General features: G+C 71.1%; 16 protein-coding genes. 12 read left to right on the forward strand and 4 right to left on the reverse strand.

Going from position 1 to position 17454, the window contains the following annotated elements:
* The first annotated feature begins 37 nt into the window (after window positions 1-37).
* From Asi02nite_RS13935 to argS, 10 genes are all read left to right on the forward strand, one after another.
* Complete coding sequence (locus Asi02nite_RS13935) at window positions 38-1444, forward strand: aldehyde dehydrogenase family protein (RefSeq protein ID WP_203713113.1); 1407 nt, start codon at window positions 38-40, stop codon at window positions 1442-1444.
* A complete protein-coding gene (locus tag Asi02nite_RS13940) occupies window positions 1441-2931 on the forward strand; it encodes a sugar ABC transporter ATP-binding protein (protein ID WP_203713114.1) in 1491 nt (496 codons plus the stop codon). Before Asi02nite_RS13935 ends, Asi02nite_RS13940 begins: the two co-directional genes overlap by 4 nt.
* Complete coding sequence (locus Asi02nite_RS13945; RefSeq protein ID WP_203713115.1) at window positions 2928-3890, forward strand: ABC transporter permease; 963 nt, start codon at window positions 2928-2930, stop codon at window positions 3888-3890. Before Asi02nite_RS13940 ends, Asi02nite_RS13945 begins: the two co-directional genes overlap by 4 nt.
* Window positions 3891-3914: 24 nt before the next feature.
* The gene (locus Asi02nite_RS13950; protein WP_203713116.1) at window positions 3915-4880 is read left to right on the forward strand and encodes a substrate-binding domain-containing protein; all 966 of its coding nucleotides are present in this window, start codon (window positions 3915-3917) and stop codon (window positions 4878-4880) included.
* A gap of 55 nt (window positions 4881-4935) precedes the next feature.
* Window positions 4936-6768, forward strand: a complete 1833-nt coding sequence (locus Asi02nite_RS13955) for a discoidin domain-containing protein (protein ID WP_203713117.1) — start codon at window positions 4936-4938, stop codon at window positions 6766-6768.
* 51 nt (window positions 6769-6819) lie between these two features.
* Window positions 6820-8103, forward strand: coding sequence for a sensor histidine kinase (locus Asi02nite_RS13960; RefSeq protein WP_239126702.1), 1284 nt, complete (start codon window positions 6820-6822; stop codon window positions 8101-8103).
* A 235-nt stretch (window positions 8104-8338) separates the two neighbouring features.
* Complete coding sequence (locus Asi02nite_RS13965; RefSeq protein ID WP_203713119.1) at window positions 8339-9001, forward strand: response regulator; 663 nt, start codon at window positions 8339-8341, stop codon at window positions 8999-9001.
* A 199-nt stretch (window positions 9002-9200) separates the two neighbouring features.
* Window positions 9201-10094 (forward strand): ABC transporter ATP-binding protein, encoded by an 894-nt coding sequence (locus Asi02nite_RS13970; protein WP_203713120.1) that lies wholly within the window; start codon window positions 9201-9203, stop codon window positions 10092-10094.
* On the forward strand, window positions 10091-11173 hold the full coding sequence (locus Asi02nite_RS13975) for an ABC transporter permease (protein WP_203713122.1): 1083 nt from the start codon (window positions 10091-10093) through the stop codon (window positions 11171-11173). Before Asi02nite_RS13970 ends, Asi02nite_RS13975 begins: the two co-directional genes overlap by 4 nt.
* 98 nt (window positions 11174-11271) lie before the next feature.
* The gene (gene argS, locus Asi02nite_RS13980) at window positions 11272-12969 is read left to right on the forward strand and encodes an arginine--tRNA ligase (protein WP_203713124.1); all 1698 of its coding nucleotides are present in this window, start codon (window positions 11272-11274) and stop codon (window positions 12967-12969) included.
* Window positions 12970-12981: 12 nt separating this feature from the next.
* Here argS and Asi02nite_RS13985 read toward each other — a convergent pair whose 3' ends face one another.
* Both Asi02nite_RS13985 and Asi02nite_RS13990 read right to left on the reverse strand, forming a co-directional pair.
* Window positions 12982-14247: an RNA polymerase sigma factor gene (locus tag Asi02nite_RS13985; RefSeq protein ID WP_203713126.1), complete on the reverse strand. Its 1266-nt coding sequence runs from the start codon at window positions 14245-14247 to the stop codon at window positions 12982-12984.
* A complete protein-coding gene (locus Asi02nite_RS13990) occupies window positions 14247-14666 on the reverse strand; it encodes a YciI family protein (protein WP_203713128.1) in 420 nt (139 codons plus the stop codon). Before Asi02nite_RS13990 ends, Asi02nite_RS13985 begins: the two co-directional genes overlap by 1 nt.
* Window positions 14667-14797: 131 nt before the next feature.
* On the opposite strand from Asi02nite_RS13990, the gene Asi02nite_RS13995 reads away from it, so the two are divergent.
* Complete coding sequence (locus Asi02nite_RS13995; RefSeq protein ID WP_203713130.1) at window positions 14798-15355, forward strand: hypothetical protein; 558 nt, start codon at window positions 14798-14800, stop codon at window positions 15353-15355.
* Window position 15356: 1 nt separating this feature from the next.
* Here Asi02nite_RS13995 and Asi02nite_RS14000 read toward each other — a convergent pair whose 3' ends face one another.
* Window positions 15357-15878, reverse strand: a complete 522-nt coding sequence (locus Asi02nite_RS14000) for a SigE family RNA polymerase sigma factor (protein WP_239126703.1) — start codon at window positions 15876-15878, stop codon at window positions 15357-15359.
* On the reverse strand, window positions 15875-16483 hold the full coding sequence (locus tag Asi02nite_RS14005; RefSeq protein ID WP_203713132.1) for a permease-like cell division protein FtsX: 609 nt from the start codon (window positions 16481-16483) through the stop codon (window positions 15875-15877). The genes Asi02nite_RS14000 and Asi02nite_RS14005 overlap by 4 nt, the downstream gene beginning before the upstream one ends.
* Window positions 16484-16594: 111 nt before the next feature.
* Here Asi02nite_RS14005 and Asi02nite_RS14010 point away from each other — a divergent pair, with 111 nt between their 5' ends.
* Window positions 16595-17422, forward strand: coding sequence for an LLM class flavin-dependent oxidoreductase (locus Asi02nite_RS14010; protein WP_203713134.1), 828 nt, complete (start codon window positions 16595-16597; stop codon window positions 17420-17422).
* The last annotated feature ends 32 nt before the right edge of the window (window positions 17423-17454 follow it).

The following is a 17454-nucleotide window of genomic DNA, read 5'->3' on the forward strand; positions in this document are numbered from 1 at the left end:
GACAAAGCAGGCGGCATCCCGGGTTTGGAGTGATCGGATGTTAGCGGCCGACGCGGTTATCGCCGTCCACAATCCGGGGACGGGCGAGCGGCTGGGCGAGGTTCCGAAGACCACACAGGACGGGCTCGCTCGCGCCGTCGCCCGAGCCCAGCACGCCGGCCAACGCGCCATGGCCGCGATGCCCGCCCACGAGCGCGCCCGGCTCCTGCACGCCATCGCCGACGGGATCACCCAGGAGCGGGACGCGCTGGCGCACCTGCTCGCCCAGGAGAACGGCAAGCCCATCACGCAGACGCGCGGTGAGGTCGACGCCGCGATCCGGATCTTCCACGGCCTGGCCGGCGAGGCGACCCGCGTCTTCGGCCGGCAGATCCCGCTGGACGCCGTACCCGGTCTCGAAAAGCACCTCGCCGTGACCATCCGCGAACCGCTCGGCGTCGTCGCGGCGTTGGTGCCGTTCAACTACCCGGTCGAGTTGTACGCGCACAAGGCCGGCGCCGCGCTCGCGGCGGGGAACGCCGTGCTCGTCCAGCCGCCCCAGAAGTGCCCGCTGGCCCTGCACCGGATCGCCGAGATCGTCGAGGCCGCCGGCGCGCCCGCGCACGCCCACCAACTCGTCGACGGCGGCGCCGAGATCTCGCAGGGGCTCGCCGACGCCGGCGGCATCGCCGCGATCTCGCTGACCGGCAGCACGACCGCCGGCAAGGAGATCGCCCGCCGCGCCAGCACCAACCTCAAGAAGGTCCTCCTCGAGCTCGGCGGCAACGACGCCCTCATCGTCTGCGCGGACGCCGACCTCGAGAAGGCCGCCGAGGCCGTCGTCCTCGGCCGCCTCGCGCGCGGCAACGGTCAGATCTGCTGCGCGGTCAAACGGGTGTACGTGCAGGACCCCGTACACGACGAGTTCGTCGACGCTCTGCTCGCCCAGACGGCGCACCTGACCGTCGGCGACCAGCTCGACGAGCGCACCGACGTCGGTCCGTTGATCACCGAGGCGGCAGCCGAGCGGGTCGAGCAGGCGATCGGCCAACTGCGCGCCGACGGCGCGACGATCCGGACCAACGGCGCACGCCGCGGCGCGTTCGTCGACCCGGCCGTCCTTACCGACGTCCCCACGGAAAGCCCCGCCTTCAACGAGGAGATCTTCGGCCCGGTCGCTCCCGTCGCCCGCTTCAAGGAGCCGGAGGACGCGACCCGGATGGCGAGCGAGTCACCGTACGGGCTGCAGGCCGCGATCTGGACCCGCGACATCTCCCGCGCCTTCACGATGGCCCGCCAGCTCGACGTCGGCGGCGTGGTCATCAACGGTTCGACCGCCCTGCGCGCCGAGAACCTGCCGTTCGGCGGCACCAAGGGCACCGGCGGCTACCGCGAGGGCATCCACGACACGGTCGCCGACCTGACGAGCCAGAAGACCATCATCGTGATGGACGCCTTCGCATGAAGCTGCTTCAGCTCAAAGACGTCCGGAAGGCGTACGCCGGCGTGGAGGTCCTCCACGGCGTCGACCTGACCGGCGACCGCGGTGAGGTGATCGGCATCGTCGGCGCCAACGGAGCCGGCAAGTCCACCCTGATCAAGATCCTCGCGGGCGCGGAGACGATGACGGCCGGCGAGCTGCTCGTCGACGGTGAGAGCACCACCCCGGGCAGCCCGCACGACGCGCACCGGCACGGCATCCGCACGGTCTATCAGGAGCTCACGCTCGCACCCGAGCTCACCGTCACCGAGAACCTGCTGCTGGGCCGCTTCCCGCGGCGGCGTCGCCTGATCGACTGGCGGGCCGCCCACCACCAGGCCCGGGACCTGCTCGACGACATCGGCTTCACCAGCATCGACCCTCGCCAGAAGGCCGGCCGCCTCTCCGTCGCGAAGCAGCAGATGGTCGAGATCGCCAAAGCGCTGGTCTCGAAGCCGCGGATTCTGGTCCTCGACGAGCCCAGCGCCGTCCTCGCCGGCTCCGACCTGGCCGCCCTTTTCGCACTCGTCCGGCGTCTGCAGCAGCAGGACACCCTCGTCGTGTACATCTCCCATCGCCTCGTCGAGGTGCTCGATCTCGCGACGCAAATCGTTGTGATGAAGGACGGCGCGGTCATCGCCACCACCACGCCCGACCGGACCGACGAGGACGAGCTGATCCGCCTGATGGCCGGCCGCCGCCTCGAACAGATCTATCCGGACCGCCGCGCGACGCACGGACCACCGGCGCTGTCGACGGAGAACCTGAGCCGGGGCAACGAGTTCCGCGACATCGACCTCACCATCCACAAGGGAGAGGTGGTCGGCCTCTTCGGACTCGTCGGCTCGGGCCGCACCGAACTCGCGCACTGCCTCTTCGGCGCCACCCACCCCACCGGCGGCCGGATAGCCGTCGGCGGCAGGCCGCACACCTTCAGAACCCCACAGGACGCCATCGCCGCGGGCCTTGCGCTGGTCACCGAGGACCGCAAGGGGAGCGGCATCGTCCCGGACCTGACGGTACGCGAGAACGTCGCGCTGACCACGTTGTACGCGACCACGCGCGGCGGTCTCGTCGACGGCAGGGCTCAGCGTCGGGCGGTGGAGACGATGGTCGACCGCCTCGACATCCGCCCCGCGCACTGCGCCACGATGCCGATCGTCCGGCTCAGCGGCGGCAACCAGCAGAAGGCCGTACTCGCGAAATGGCTTCTGAAACAGCCCCGCGTGCTCATCCTCGACGAGCCGACGCGGGGTGTCGACATGGCCACCCGGGTCGCGATCTACCGGATGGTCGACGAGTTGGCCCGGGCTGGCGTGGCCGTGCTGCTCATCTCGTCGGACCTCACCGAGGTGCTCGGCGCCACCGACCGCGTGCTGGTGCTGCGCGAGGGCCGCATCGCCGGCGAGCTCCGCTCGGAAGGCGCCACCGAAGACCAGGTCCTCGCATACTCGATCGGGCGGGCGGCATGACACTGACCAAGGTGGACGAGCGGACGACGCCGGCAGCCCGGATCCAGCTCACCATCGCCCACGCGGCCATCGCGCTCGTCGTGCTGGTGCTCGCCATCGCCGCGGTCACCACGGACGCGTTCCTCACCCAGACCAACCTGACCAACCTGCTCAAGCAGATGGTGACCACGGGCCTGCTGGCATACGGCATGCTCGTCGTGATCCTGACCGGCGGCATCGACCTGTCGGTGGGCTCGGTCGTCGCGTTCGCCGGCATCCTCACGGCGGGCCTCTCCTCAGGTTTGCCCCTGCCGGTCGCCATGCTCGTCGGGATCGCCAGCGGCATCCTGTTCGGACTGATCAACGGGGTGCTGGTCGCCCGCTTCGATCTGGCGCCCTTCGTCGTCACGCTGGCGGCGCTGACCACGATCCGCGGCCTGGCGTTCGTCTACTCCGACGTGCCGATCGCGCCCGAGGAGGAGTCGTTCTTCTGGCTCGGCTCGGCGATGCTCGGCCCGATTCCGCTCACCACCGTCATCATGCTCGCGGTCTTCGTCGCGGGGGGCGTCTTCCTCAGCCGCACACCGGCCGGCCGGTCGATCGTCGCCATCGGCGGCAACGCCGAGACCGTGCGGCTGGCGGGGATCAGCGTGCGCAAGCACGTGCTCCTCGCGTACACGATCAGCGGTTTCTGCGCCGGCCTGGCCGGTGTGATCCTGGCCAGCCGGGTCGGCATCGCGCAGCCCAGCGTCGGTGTCGCGTTCGAGCTCGACGCGATCGCCGCCTGCGTCATCGGCGGCGCCAGCCTGGCCGGCGGAAAGGGCTCCGCCCTGGCGACTCTCGGCGGGGTGCTCGTGCTCGCGCTCATCAACAACCTGCTCAACCTCTACAACGTACAGAGCTTCTGGCAGCAGGTCCTCAAAGGATTGATCATCATCGCGGTCATCCTCGTCCACCGGGCCAGCCGCCGGCGCACCTGAACCCACCAAAGGAGGCCACGCACCATGAGACGGCTCACCGGACTGCTCCTGGCCACCGCGCTCGCGGTCGGCGTCACCGCCTGCGGGTCCGACGAGGCGCCGGAAGGCGGCGCAGCCAAGGACTCGTACACCATCGGGGTCGCGAACTTCATGCTCGGAGGCCCGTACTTCAGCGGTATGGACAAGGCGATCGCCGCCCAGGCCAAGAAGAAGGGCAACGTGGAGATCCTGACCACGGACGCCAACGGCGACGCGGCCAAGCTGGCCTCCAACGTGGAGGATCTGCTGAGCAAGAACGTCGACGCGATCATCATCTCGGGCGGCCCGCTGGAGTCCGCCCCGGCCGCGCTCGCCGCCATCAAGGCCGCCGGCAAGCCGGTCGTGCTGGTGGACCGCAAGTTCCAGACGGGGGAGTACACGAGCTGGATCGGGCCGGACAACGAGGCGATCGGCAAGCAGAACGGCGAGTTCCTGGCGCAGCGGCTCACCAAGGGCGGCAAGGTCGCCATCATCAAGGGCGGCCCGGCCGACAACAGCATCGGGCTGGCCCGCACCAACGGGGTCAAGAGCGCGCTGCAGGGCAAGGCCGGCATCACGCTGGTCGAGGCACCCGACTTCGGCGGCTGGAGCTCCGACGGCGGGCTGACCGTGATGGAGAGCCTGCTCGCCAGCCACCCCGACCTCGTCGCCGTCTTCTGCGAGAACGACGCGATGTGCCTCGGCGCGCAGCGGGCGATCGCCGACGCGAAGAAGACCGAGCAGATCGTCATCGCCGGCGTCGACGGGCAGACCGAAGCGCTCAAGGCCATCGCCGACGGCACCAACTATCTCGTCACGGGCCTCAACGACGCCGACATCATCGGCGCCAAGGGCCTGGACCGGGCCGTCGAGATCCTGGGCGGCGCCACGACGGAGAAGGACACCGTCGTCGACTCACCGATGGTGACCAAGGAGAACGCGAAGCAGCACATGGACAGCGGCGTGTTCTGACAAGGGTTGTAAGCGTGGCGGTCGGCGTCGCCACCCGAGTGGATATGGAGTGACCATGCGCAGACGCAGCACACCGTCCATCCGTCGCCGATCGCCTGCCCTCGCCGTGGTGGGGATCGTCGCGCTCGGCACGCTGGTCGGCTTGCCGGAGCCGGCGGCGGCGTTCGACGACCCCACCCGGCCCGGGTGGACGCTGCTCTACAACGAGACCTTCGCGAACCCGATCAACACCGGAAACGCGCCCTGGGTACGCGAGACGTACGCACAGCCGTTCGACACCATCATGGACGACAGTGGACAGTGGTACCGCAACGACTACGGGCCGGCGTGGACGACCGCGTTCAACTCGTTCCGTACGTATCGCAAGGAGTTTCCGGTCGGCCAGAACGGTTGGCTGACCGCGTCGCTGTCGGCCCGCGACTGGAACGCCGACGGCGTCATCGAGTCGCCGCCGTCGCTGACGCGGGAGGCGCTCGGCAGCGAGTTCGTGGCGAAGATGAACGTGCCCGACCACACCGGCGGGGTCATCCTGCGGCCCTCGCAGCAGCTTCCCGAGCAGTACCGCGTGGAATACAAGCTGAAGACCATCGACTTCGGCGGGAAACGCAACGGGTCCATCTCGTACGGTGGGCGGGAGAACGGCTACAGCACCTCCGGATGCAAGACCCAGCACCCGTGGGGTGAGGGCTCCGACAGTCCGGGGTGGACCGGTGACGCTTCGGTGCCGTACTGCGAGTGGCAGGACGTGCGGGCCGGGCGGTTCGGCTACAACGGCTTCCACTTCATGTCTATCGTGGACTTCGCCAACCCGGCGCCGCGGAACAACCACTTCTGGCACTATCGCCGCAAGGTGCTGATGGACTCGTTCTCGCAGCACCCCGACCGGGTGGGCACGGGCACCGGCGGGCGGGTCTGTGACTCCAACTCCAACACCTACTACAACTACCGTGACGGCAACTTCAACACCGTCAACATGTGGATCAGCGGAATGCCCAACTGGAACCCGGGGCGCGGCGGGCTGGCGGGCAACTCGCAGTGGTTCATGACGTCGTGCTCGGGTGGCGTGGCCGAGCAGCAGCTCTCGTCGGCGGCCGAGCTCCAGCCCGAGCTGATGCCGAACACGTTCTACACGTTCGCGATCGAGCGGGACGCGACCGGCTACGTGCTGGAGGCGTCGGGCAACTTCGCGCGGGTCGGGCAGAAGACGCTGCGGTTCCACCGGCCGTTCGTGGTCGACAACAACCCGATCTGGCACTACAACGTCAAGGCGAGCGAGTACGGCGGGCAGTTCAACGGCAATCTCGTGCAGAACGACTACAACGGGAGCACGACCTGGCCCAACCAGTGGCCCGCCGGGTCCGCGTACCCGGACTGGTTCGTGATCGGGGATCTTTACACCAACGTGTACGAGGGGAGCGCGTCGCTGACGGACGTGCGGCTCTATGTGCCCTCGGCCCCGCCTGTCGGGAATGTGGCGCTGAACCGACCCGCGACCGCCGACAGCTCGTGTGCGGCCGCCGAGGGGCCGGCGAAGGCGGTCAACGGCTCGGTGTCCGGTGGCAACGCGGACAAATGGTGCTCGTTGGGCGCGTCCAAGTGGATCCGGGTCGATCTGCAGGCGGTGCGGTCGGTCGGGCGGATCGTGCTGCGGCACTCGGGGGCCGGTGGTGAGAAGCCGGTCTGGAACACGCGTGACTTCGACGTGCAGGTCAGTGCCGACGGGGCCGCGTGGACCACGGTCGCGTCGCCGCGCGGGAACACCGCGAACGTGACGACCCACTCGTTAACGCCGCGTTCGGTGCGATTTCTCCGGGTCAACGTGATCACGCCGACGAGCGATACGGACCGGGCCGCGCGGGTGTACGAGCTCGAGGCGTACGCCTCCTGATCGATGTGTAGGGAAGGGGTTCCTGTCGGACCTCTTCCCTACACTTGCTCCGTGACCGCCTCCGACCTCGCCCAGTGGCGCCGACCCGGCCCGACGCCGGAGCAGCGCCGCGTCGACGTGCTGATCGGCATCGCGGTCGCGGCGCTCACGTTGCTCAACATGACGCTCGCGACGTCCAGCGGCATGCTCGTGTTCCCCCACGTCCCGCAGCTGCCCGAGCAGGTGTTCTGGGTTTTGTTGATCACGGTGCCGCTGTGCTGGCGGCGCCGCTGGCCCGAGGCGGTCGCGATCATCGTGTCGGCCGCCTACATCGGCGGGCAGGTCCGGTCGTCGCCCGAGCAGCAGCTGAGCACGGGCGTGCTGTTCGCGGCCATCTACGCGCTGGGCGCCTGGGGCCGCGAGCGCCGCCGCGCCAACTGGATCCGCGTCGGGATCATCGCGGCGATGTTCGTCCTCATCTTCGTCAACCTGACCATCCTGCTGGTGCAGGGGTCCGACCAGGAGTTCGAGCGCGCGTCCGGGTTCCTGCCGCCGCTGCTGGCCGTGATCGTCAACGGTCTGCTGGTCAACGTGCTCGCGTTCGGCTTCGCCTACTTCTTCGGCGAGACCGCGTGGACGGCGGCGCGGCGCGAGCACCAGCTCGAGCTCCAGGCCGAGGAGCTACGCGCGTCCCAGGCCGAGGCGCGCGAGCTCGCGGTCGCCGAGGAGCGACTACGCATCGCGCGCGAGCTGCACGACGTGGTCGCCCACCACGTCTCGGTGATGGGCGTCCAGGCATCGGCCGGCCGGCGGGTGCTGGAGAAGGACCCGGCGAAGGCCCGGGCGGCGCTGACGTCGGTCGAGCAGAGCGCGCGCACGGCGGTCGACGAGCTGCGCCGCATGCTGAGCCTGCTACGCCAGTCGGGCGAGCCGGTCGACATGGCGGGCGGCAGCGTCGAACGGATCGACGACCTGCTGGCCAACGCGCGCGAGGCGGGTTTGGAGACCACGCTCGGCACCTACGGCGACACGGTCGAGCTGCCGGAGTCGCTGTCACAGGCGATCTATCGTGTGGTCCAGGAAGCAGTGACCAACACGATCAAACACGCGGCGGCTTCAACGATCGACGTCCGCATCCGCTACCTGGCGCACGAGGTGGAAATCGACGTGACCGACAACGGCCGCGGCGTGGTGTCCGCACAACGCGTGGGTGGGATGGGTTTGATCGGCATGCGCGAACGCGTCACGGCCCACGACGGCGTCCTGGAAACGGGCCCGGTCGGCGATGCGCCGACCCGCCGCGGCTTCCGCGTCCGGGCCCGCTTCCCCCTGACCCGCGTGGCGGTCGAAGCATGACGGGGCGCGTGCGTGCTGCGGAAAGGACCGCGTCGGGCCTGGGTGCGGTGCGGGCTCGGCCGTTGGCCGCGCCGGGCACCGTCCTCGCGCCGCCTCAGGTGTCGGCCGGTCCGGGCGCGGACCGCACCCGCGTCCGGGGCCTGGCCACGTCGGGCGTGGGCGCCGTGCGGGCTCAAGTCCTGACCGCGCCGGGCGCGGTTCGGGGGCTTCTCGCGGTCGGGCGGCGGGTGGCGGCATGAGCGCGATCCGCGTGTTGCTGGCCGACGACCACCATCTGGTCCGCACGGGCTTCCGGGTGATCCTGGAGACCGAGGACGACTTCGAGGTGGTGGGCGAGGCCTCCGACGGTGAGCAGGCGGTCCGGATGGTCTCCGCGGTCAACCCCGACGTGGTGCTGATGGACGTCGAGATGCCCGGCACCGACGGCCTGGCCGCGACGAGGCGCATCACCGCCACCCCCGACGGCCCGGCGGTGCTCATCCTGACCACCTTCGACCGCGACGACTACCTGTTCGCGGCGCTGGAGGCGGGTGCGAGCGGGTTCCTGCTCAAGAACGGCACCCCCGAGGCGCTGATCGACGCCGTCCGCGTGCTGGCCCGCGGCGACGCGTTGCTCGCGCCCGAGATCACCCGCCGGGTGATCGCGACCTTCGCCCGGCCGGGCGGCTCCCCGCGCACGAGCGGCGACAAGCTTGCGGAGCTCACGACCCGCGAGCACGAGGTGCTCGTCGCCCTGGCCAGCGGCGCCACCAACGCCGAGATCGCCGCGTCGATGCACCTCGGCGAGGCCACGGTCAAGACCCACGTCAGCCGCGTCCTCACGAAACTCGGCATCCGCGACCGCACCCAGGCGGTCGTCTTCGCCTACGAACACGGCGTGGTCACCCCCGGCGGCTAGCGACGGCGGGACGGCGGCGGGGTTCAGTCACCGGCGCTGACGATCGCCGTTCGGGCCCCGCCGGTCGACATCCGCCGTGGGATGGAGTGGCAACCGCAGTGGTCGCCGCGTGGGGGAGCCGGGTCCCCCGTGCGACGGACCCCGCGGTTCGGTCCCGCGCCGGACGCCGGTGAAACCGCCCATTCATAGCCTTGTAGGCATGACCAAGGTGCTCCACCTCGAAGCGATCAACCGGAGCTTCGGCGACCGCCGGGTGCTCCGTGACGTCACGTTCGATGTCACCGCCGGGCGGATGACGGGGTTCGTCGGCGCCAACGGCGCCGGGAAGACCACCTCCATGCGGATCATCCTGGGTGTGCTCGCCCCGGACTCCGGCGAGGTGACCTGGCAGGGCAACAAGCTGACCCGGGAGGATCGGCGGCGGTTCGGCTACATGCCGGAGGAGCGCGGTCTCTACCCCAAGATGACCGTACGCGACCAGCTCATCTACCTCGGCCGCCTGCACGGCATGACGCTCGACGCCGTGCGGCGCAACGTCGACGAACTGCTCGAGTGGCTCAGTCTCGGCGAGCGCGCCAACGACCCCGTCGAGAACCTCTCGCTCGGCAACCAGCAGCGCGCCCAGATCGCCGCGGCGCTCGTGCACGAGCCCGACGTCCTCGTGCTCGACGAGCCATTTTCCGGCCTCGACCCGATGGCCGTCGACACCGTCGTCAGCGTGCTGCGCGAGCGTACCCAGCGCGGCGTCCCCGTCCTCTTCTCCAGCCACCAACTCGACGTCGTCGAGCGGCTCTGCGACGACCTCGTCATCATCGCCAACGGTGAGATCCGCGCCGCGGGAAGTCGGGACAGCCTGCGCGACGCGTACGCCCAGCGGCGTTTTTCGATGATCGTGGCCGGCGACGCCGGTTGGTTGCGCGACCAGCCCGGCGTCAAGCTGGTCGACCTCGACGGCCCGCGCGCCGTGTTCGACCTCGCCGACGACGCCGACGACCAGGCGGTGCTCCGCGCGGCGCTGGAGCGCGGCCCGGTCCGGTCGTTCGGCCCCGTCACGCCCTCGCTCGCCGAGATCTTCCGAGAGGTTGCCCGATGAACACGTCGTCCGCCATCCGGCTGGTCGCGGCCCGCGAGCTGAAGGTCAAGATCAAGGACAAGACCTTCCTCATCAGTACGATCCTGTTCCTGCTGATCGCGATCGCCAGCACCGTGCTGCCGGCGATGCTCGGCGGCGGCGCGTCGAGCGTCGCGGTCGCCGACCCGGCCGCCGCGACCGCCCTGCGCGACGCCGGGCTCGAGGTCACCCAGGTCGGCGACGACGCGGCCGCCGAGCAGGCGGTCCGCGCCGGTGACGTGGACGCCGCCGTGGTGGCCGGCCCGAAGGTGCTGGCCATGGAGGACGCGCCGGGCGACGTCGTCAACGCGCTCAGCTCCGCGCCGCCCGTCCAACTCCTCGACCCGGACGCGGTCGATCCCGTGCTGGCCTACCTCGTACCCCTGGGCTTCGCGCTCGTCTTCTTCTTCACGTCGTTGACCTTCGGCCTGCAGATCTCGCAGAGCGTCGTCGAGGAGAAGCAGACCCGGATCGTCGAGATCCTGGTGGCCGCCGTGCCGATCCGGGCGCTGCTCGTCGGCAAGGTGATCGCCGGCGGGGTGCTCGCGCTGAGCCAGATCGTGCTGCTCGCGGTCGTCACCGTGGCCGGCCTGCAGATGTCCGACAACGGCGCGCTGCTCTCCCTGATCGGCCCGTCGATCGGCTGGTTCGTGCCGTTCTTCCTGGTCGGGTTCGTGATGCTGGCGGCGCTCTGGGCGGCGATCGGCGCCCTGGTCAACCGCGTCGAGGACCTGGGCGGCGTCTCGATGCCGCTGCAGATGCTCGTGATGATCCCGTTCTTCCTGGTCGTGTTCCTCAACGACAACAAGGCCGTCATGACCGCGCTGTCCTACATCCCGTTCTCCGCGCCGACGGCGATGCCGGTCCGGTTGTTCTCCGGCGACGCGGCGACCTGGGAACCGTTGGTGTCGCTGGCCGTCATGGTGGTGGCCGCGGTCGTGCTGATCGGCGTCGGGTCGCGCGTGTACGAGGGTTCGCTGTTGCGCACCAACGGCAAGACCTCGTTCGGCGCCGCGTTCCGCGACAAGGAGAGCCGGCGGCTGGCCAACATCAACAGCTAGTCCGTCGGGTACGGGGGCGGGCCGGATCGCTGGTTCAGCGGTCCGGCCCGCCGCTATTTCGGTGGCGACGCACCCGGCCGGCCGAGGATCATTCCCGCATGGCCGTTCCGCCGCTCGCCGAGTCCCTGTCCGACGCCGTGGTCGCCGCGCTGGCGACCGCGGGCGTCGCGGAGGTGGCGCCGCGGATCCGCCGATCCCAGCACGCCGACTTCCAGGCAGACGGGGTGTTGACGTCGGCCGGCGCGTTGCGCCGCGACCCGCGGGCCTTGGCCGCCGAGGTGGCCGCCGCGCTGCCGACCGGCGACCGGCTGGCCGCCGCGCGGGTGGCCGGCCCCGGCTTCGTCAACCTCGACCTGACCGACCGCGCGCTGCTCGACCAGCTCGCCGCCCGCCTCACCGACCCGCGCCTCGGCGTCGGCCGGCCCGAGTCCGGCGTCACCACGGTCGTCGACTACTCCCAGCCCAACGTGGCCAAGGAGATGCACGTCGGCCACCTGCGCTCGACGGTCATCGGTGACGCGCTCGTGCGTACCCTCGAGCATCTCGGCGGCGACGTCGTCCGCCGCAACCACCTGGGCGACTGGGGCACCCAGTTCGGCATGCTCATCCAGCACCGGTTCGAGCATCCCGACGAGTCGGGCGCGATGGCCGATCTGATGGCGCTCTACCGGGCGGCGCAGGCGCTGTTCCGGTCCGACGCGGCGTTCGCCGACCGGGCCCGGCGGCGGGTGGTGGCGTTGCAGGCAGGTGATCCGGCGACGCTGGCCGCGTGGCGGGCGATGGTCGACGAGTCGACCCGCTACTTCTCGGAGATCTACGAGCGGTTGGGCGTACGGCTGACCGCGGCCGACGCGGTCGGCGAGAGCGCCTACAACGACGCGCTGCCCGGCGTCGCCGACGAGTTGGCCGCGGCGGGCATCGCCGTGCTCAGCGACGGCGCGCTCTGCGTCTTCACCGACTTCGCCGCGACGCCGCTGATCGTCCGCAAGAGCGACGGCGGCTTCGGCTACGCCGCGACCGACCTGGCCGCGATCCGGCAACGGGTCGGCGCACTGGCCGCCGACCGGATCCTCTACGTCGTCGATGCCCGGCAGTCGCTGCACTTCCGGCTGGTCTTCGAGACCGCCCGGCGGGCGGGTTGGCTACCGTCCACCGTGGATGCCGTGCACGTCCCGTTCGGCACCGTCCTCGGCCGCGACGGCCGCCCGTTCCGGACTCGGGACGGCGACACGGTTCCGCTGCGGGACCTCCTCGACGACGCGGTCGACCGGGCCCGGGTGGTGGTCGCCGACAAGAACCCCGACCTGACCGGCGCGGCCCTCGACGACCGGGCCCGGGCGGTCGGCATCGGCGCGGTGAAATACGCCGACCTGGCGACGGGCCGGACGCGCGACTACGTCTACGACCCCGACCGGATGCTCGCCCTGACCGGCGACACGGGCGTCTACCTGCAATATGCCCACGCCCGCGTCCGCTCGATCCTGGCCCGCGCGGGCGGCACCCGCCCCACGGTCGACCCGACGGCGTCGCTGCACCCGGCGGAACGGGCGCTCATCCTCGACCTGGACGCCTTCGCCGAGACGCTGTCGGACGTGGTGACCACCTACGAGCCGCACCGGCTCTGCGCCTATCTGCACCGGCTGGCGCAGACCTTCACCACGTTCTACGACCGCTGCCCGGTCCTGCGGGCTTCCGGTGCGGCCCGCGCCAACCGGCTGGCCCTCTGCCACCTCACGGGCGACACCTTCCACACAGGCCTGTCCCTCCTCGGCATCGAGGCACCGGACCAGCTCTGAGCCAGCTCTGAGTCAGGAGATCGCGGCCGCCTTGCGGAGCAGGACCGCGCGTTCCTTGGCGTTGCCGCACAGGCGCGCCGCCAACTCCAGTTCGGCCCGGGCCTCGTCGGTCCGGCCGAGCCGGATCAGCAACTCGCCCCGCACGGTCGGCAGCAGGTGCGAGCCCGACAGCCGCCCACCGACGGCCAGATCGTCCACGATGGACAAAGCCGGCCCAGGGCCGGTGGCCATCGCCACCGCGACCGCGCGGTTGAGCTCGACCACCGGCGACGGGGCCACCCGGCCCAGCGCCTCGTAGAGCAGGACGATCCGTTCCCAGTCGGTCTCCTCGACCGACGCCGCCGCGGCATGACAGGCGGCGATGCCGGCCTGCAGGCCGTACGGCCCGAGGCCCCGGCCCAGCGCCGACGCGCGGTCGAGCGCCGCCCGGCCGCGCCGGATCGCCGACCGGTCCCAGCGCAGCCGGTCCTGGTCCTCCAGCAGCACGGCTTCGCCGTCGGGGCCGGTCCGGGCCGGGAACCGGGCCGCGGTCAGCTCGCAGAGCGCGAGCAGCCCGTGCACCTCCGGCTCGTCGGGCAGCAGCGCGGCCAGCATCCGGGCCAGCCGGATCGCCTCGTGCGCCAGGTCGGTGCGCAACAGCCGGTCACCGGCCGTCGCGGTCGAGCCCTCGGTGAAGATCACGTAGAGCACGCTCAGCACGCCGCCGAGCCGTTCGCGATGCTCCGCCGCCGGCGGCAGCTCGAACGGGACGCCCGCGGCCGCGATGGTCTTCTTCGCCCGGGTGATCCGCGCCTGGATCGTCGGCACCGGCACGAGAAACGCTCGCGCTATCTCCTCAGTGGACAGACCGCCGACGGTACGCAGGGTCAGCGCCACCCGGGCCTCGGGGGAGAGCACGGGGTGGCAGGCCACGAACATCAGCGCGAGGACGTCGTCGTCGACCCGGTCGGGATCCCAGGCCAGGTCGTACGTCTCCGGAGTCGTGTGGGCGATCGTCGCGTACCGCTCGTTCAGTGCCGCCCGGCGCCGGAACCCGTCGATCGCCCGCCGCCGCGCCGTGGACAGCAACCAGCCCACCGGCGAGTCCGGCGTGCCCTCACGGGCCCAGGTGACCAGCGCTTCCGCCATCGCCTCCTGGGCGACGTCCTCGGCGAGCTCGAAGTCACCGGTGTAGCGGGCGAGCGCCGAGATGATCCGGGCAGACTCGATCCGCCACACCGCCTCGACGGCCCGCCGCGCCGACTCGGCGGTCGGCGGGCCGTCCGTGGCGCCGGTCATCAGAGCTGGCCGGTCCGCTCGCGCCAGGCCCGCTCGGCGACGATCCACTCGTTGTCCTGCGGGAACTCGTCGATCGTCGGCACCCGGCGGATCTCGCACTTCGCGCCCGGCATGCCCGGCAGCCGCTTGGCCCACTCGACCGCCTCCTCCTTCGAGGCGACGTCGAGCATCCAGAAGCCGCCGAAGAGCTCCTTGGTCTCGCCGTACGGGCCGTCGGTCACCACCGGGGTCTCGCCGCCGAGGTCGACGACCACCCCCTGCGACGGGTCGTCGAGGCCCTCGGCAGCGACCAGCACGCCGGCCTTGATCATCTCCTGGTTGACCCGGCCCATGGTCGCCAGCATCTCGTCGAACGGTGTCGACATCATCGCCGCGGTGGTCTCGTCGGTGCCGCGCATGATCAGCATGTACTTCGCCATGATGGTTCTCCCTACCGTTTCACGGGCCGCTTCCCGACCCTTTCACGCCAAGGTCGAACGGCTCGGGCGGGGATCGACACGTCCGCCGAAGAAATTTAGGCTGGGTTTCCACTCATGATCGGAGCGGTGGCATGCGGGCGTTCCGGCTCGACGACGGGCCCGACGGGGACGGGCGCTTCGCCGCCGAGGTCCGCCGCCGCGTGGCCGAGTTCGACGGCATCTGGGGCGACGTCGCGCCCGTCGGGTTCGCGGCCGTCGCGTGGGGATTGGCGACGAGCCTGACCCCGGCGTACGTCCGACCGCATCCCCGGATCCTGTCCGTGACCTGCCGCCGCAACTCCTGGGACGGCACGCTGACCGGCGAGGTGGCGATCGCCGCCCCGTGGCCGGCCGCGCTCGCCGGCGCGCGCGCCTGGACGCAGGACCGCGGGTGGCGCGACTGGCCGCAGACGTTCGGCCAGTACCTCGCGCCCACCGATCACGACATCGTGCGCGCCCCGCACCTGCGTACCCAGGTGCTGGTCGATCTGACCGTCCCGCCCGACAGCCTGCCGGCGACGCCCGCGGGTCCCGGCGACGACGTCGAAACCGCGGCGCGGCGGGCCGTCGCGGTCATCGCGCGCGAGCTGAGCGACCTGATCGGCCCGATGCTCGCCCAACTCGACGCGGGGCTGCCCACGCCGCGCTGACTCAGATCCGGGCGAAGTCGTCGCCGAGCACCGCGCGCAGCCGGGCCAGCGCCCGCGCGTTCTGGGTCTTGACCACCGACACCGAGACGCCCAGGATCTCGGCCACCGCCTCGACGCTCAGGTCCTCCCAGTGGCGGAGCACGACGATGGCCTGGTCGCGCAGCGGCAGCGTGGCGAGCGCGCGGAGCAGCACGACATGGGTCGCCACTGCTTCGGCCGGGCCCGGCCGGGCGGCGGCTTCCGGCAGGTCGGCCAGGACGACCTCGCCCGCGCTGCGCCGGTTGCGCTGATCGAAGAGGGCGTTGAGCAGGACCTTCCGGGAGTACGCGGCAAGGTTGGCGGTATGTCTGATCCGCCCCCATGAGGCGTACATGTTGGCGAAGGTGGTCTGGGTCAGGTCCTGGGCGAGATGCCAGTCCCGGCACATGAGGTACGCGGTGCGCCGCAGCCGCGGTGCCGTCGCGACGACGAAGGCGGTGAACTCGGCTTCCCGCTCCTGGCGTCGGGCCGCACCCCAGCTCACGGAGTTGCCGCCACGTCGGCGCCGGCGGGGCAGCGGCTGTCGATCACGGTTTCGACGCCCGGCGCCTGTTCGGCCTGCCGCGTGAGCCCCGCGATGCCGGACCCGAGGGTCAGCTTGACCCGGAACGACTCCGGAAGGTGGCTCGGCTTGACCGCCTCGACGAGCGCCGGCGCGTCCGAGAACATCCGCTTGAACCGGGCGTACGCCTCGTCGCGGCTCTCGTACCGCACCTCGTGCGCGGCCGGGTTTTCCAGCAGCAGGTCATGGACGTACACGCGTTGTTCGTCGGTTATCTCGGGAAGCAGGAAGACCGACAGGTCGGTCGCGCCGTCCAGGGCCGGCGACTGGCACACGGGGTTGATCTGGCTCGCGAACTCGGCCGGCACGGTCCGGAGCGGCGGATCGCCGCGTTGCGGCGCGAGGTTCGCCACCACCAGCGCCGCGGCCAGGGTGGCGCCGGCACCGCCCGCCACCAGGGCCTTGCGCCGGCGGCTCCGCCGGCGGGCCAGGCCGAGGGAGACCGCGCGCCCGGCCAGGTCGGCCGGCGTGGCGTCGGGCTCGTCGGCCAGCGCGCGGTCGAAAAGCTGCTTCAGATCCTGGTCCACGGGTCGCTCCCGTCGCTGGGTGTGGCCGGTCACCAGTGATGACGGGTTGAGCCACGGAAATGGTCACACCCCACTGCGACGATCGGGTACGCATCGAGGGGAGTGATCGTCATGAGGTACGGGCTCGACGTCCCGGTTTCCGGCGACTACGCGGATCCGCGACTGCTGGCGTCGCTGGCCGCCGACGCGGAAGCCGCGGGTTGGGACGGCTTCTTCCTGCAGGACGGGGTCAACGCGGCCGAGCCGATGGCCGATCCGTGGATCGCGCTAGGGGTGGTCGCGTTGGCGACGTCGCGCCTACGGATCGGCGTGCTGGTCACCCCGCTGGCCCGGCGGCGACCATGGCAGGTCGCGCGGCAGGCCACGACGTTGGATCAGCTGTCCGGCGGGCGGCTGACCCTGGGCGCGGGCCTGGGGTTCAGCGCGGTCGACTTCACGCCGTTCGGTGAGCCGTGGGACGCGCGGACCCGGGCGGAGATGCTCGACGAGGCGCTGTCGGTCGTGACCGGCCTCTGGTCGGGGTCGCCGTTTTCCTTCCACGGGCGGCACTACCGACTCGACGAGGTCACGATCGCCCCGCCGCCGGTGCAGCGGCCTAGGGTGCCGGTCTGGCTGGCGGCCGGTTGGCCCAACCGGCGCCCGCTGGCACGGGCGGCACGGTGGGACGGGGTCTATCTGATGACCGCGCACCAGCGCACCGGCGAGCTGCTCGAACCGGCCGACGTCGCGGGGGCCGTCGCGGAGCTGGGCGTTGTGGGGGCGGGTTTCGACGTGGCTTTCAACGCCGTGCGGCCTTCGGCTCCGGAGTTGGCCTCGGCACGGGTGCGGGAGTTCGCGGCGGCCGGCGGGACGTGGTGGGTGGAGCTGGCACCGCCGCCGTCGGAAGGCGGGCCGTCGGCTTATCGATCACGGATCAGGGGCGGGCCACCCCTACCGTAGACACTGTCTACGGCTGCTGGTAGACAGTGTCT

The organism is Asanoa siamensis, assembly GCF_016862555.1.
In the GTDB taxonomy this organism is placed as follows: domain Bacteria; phylum Actinomycetota; class Actinomycetes; order Mycobacteriales; family Micromonosporaceae; genus Asanoa; species Asanoa siamensis.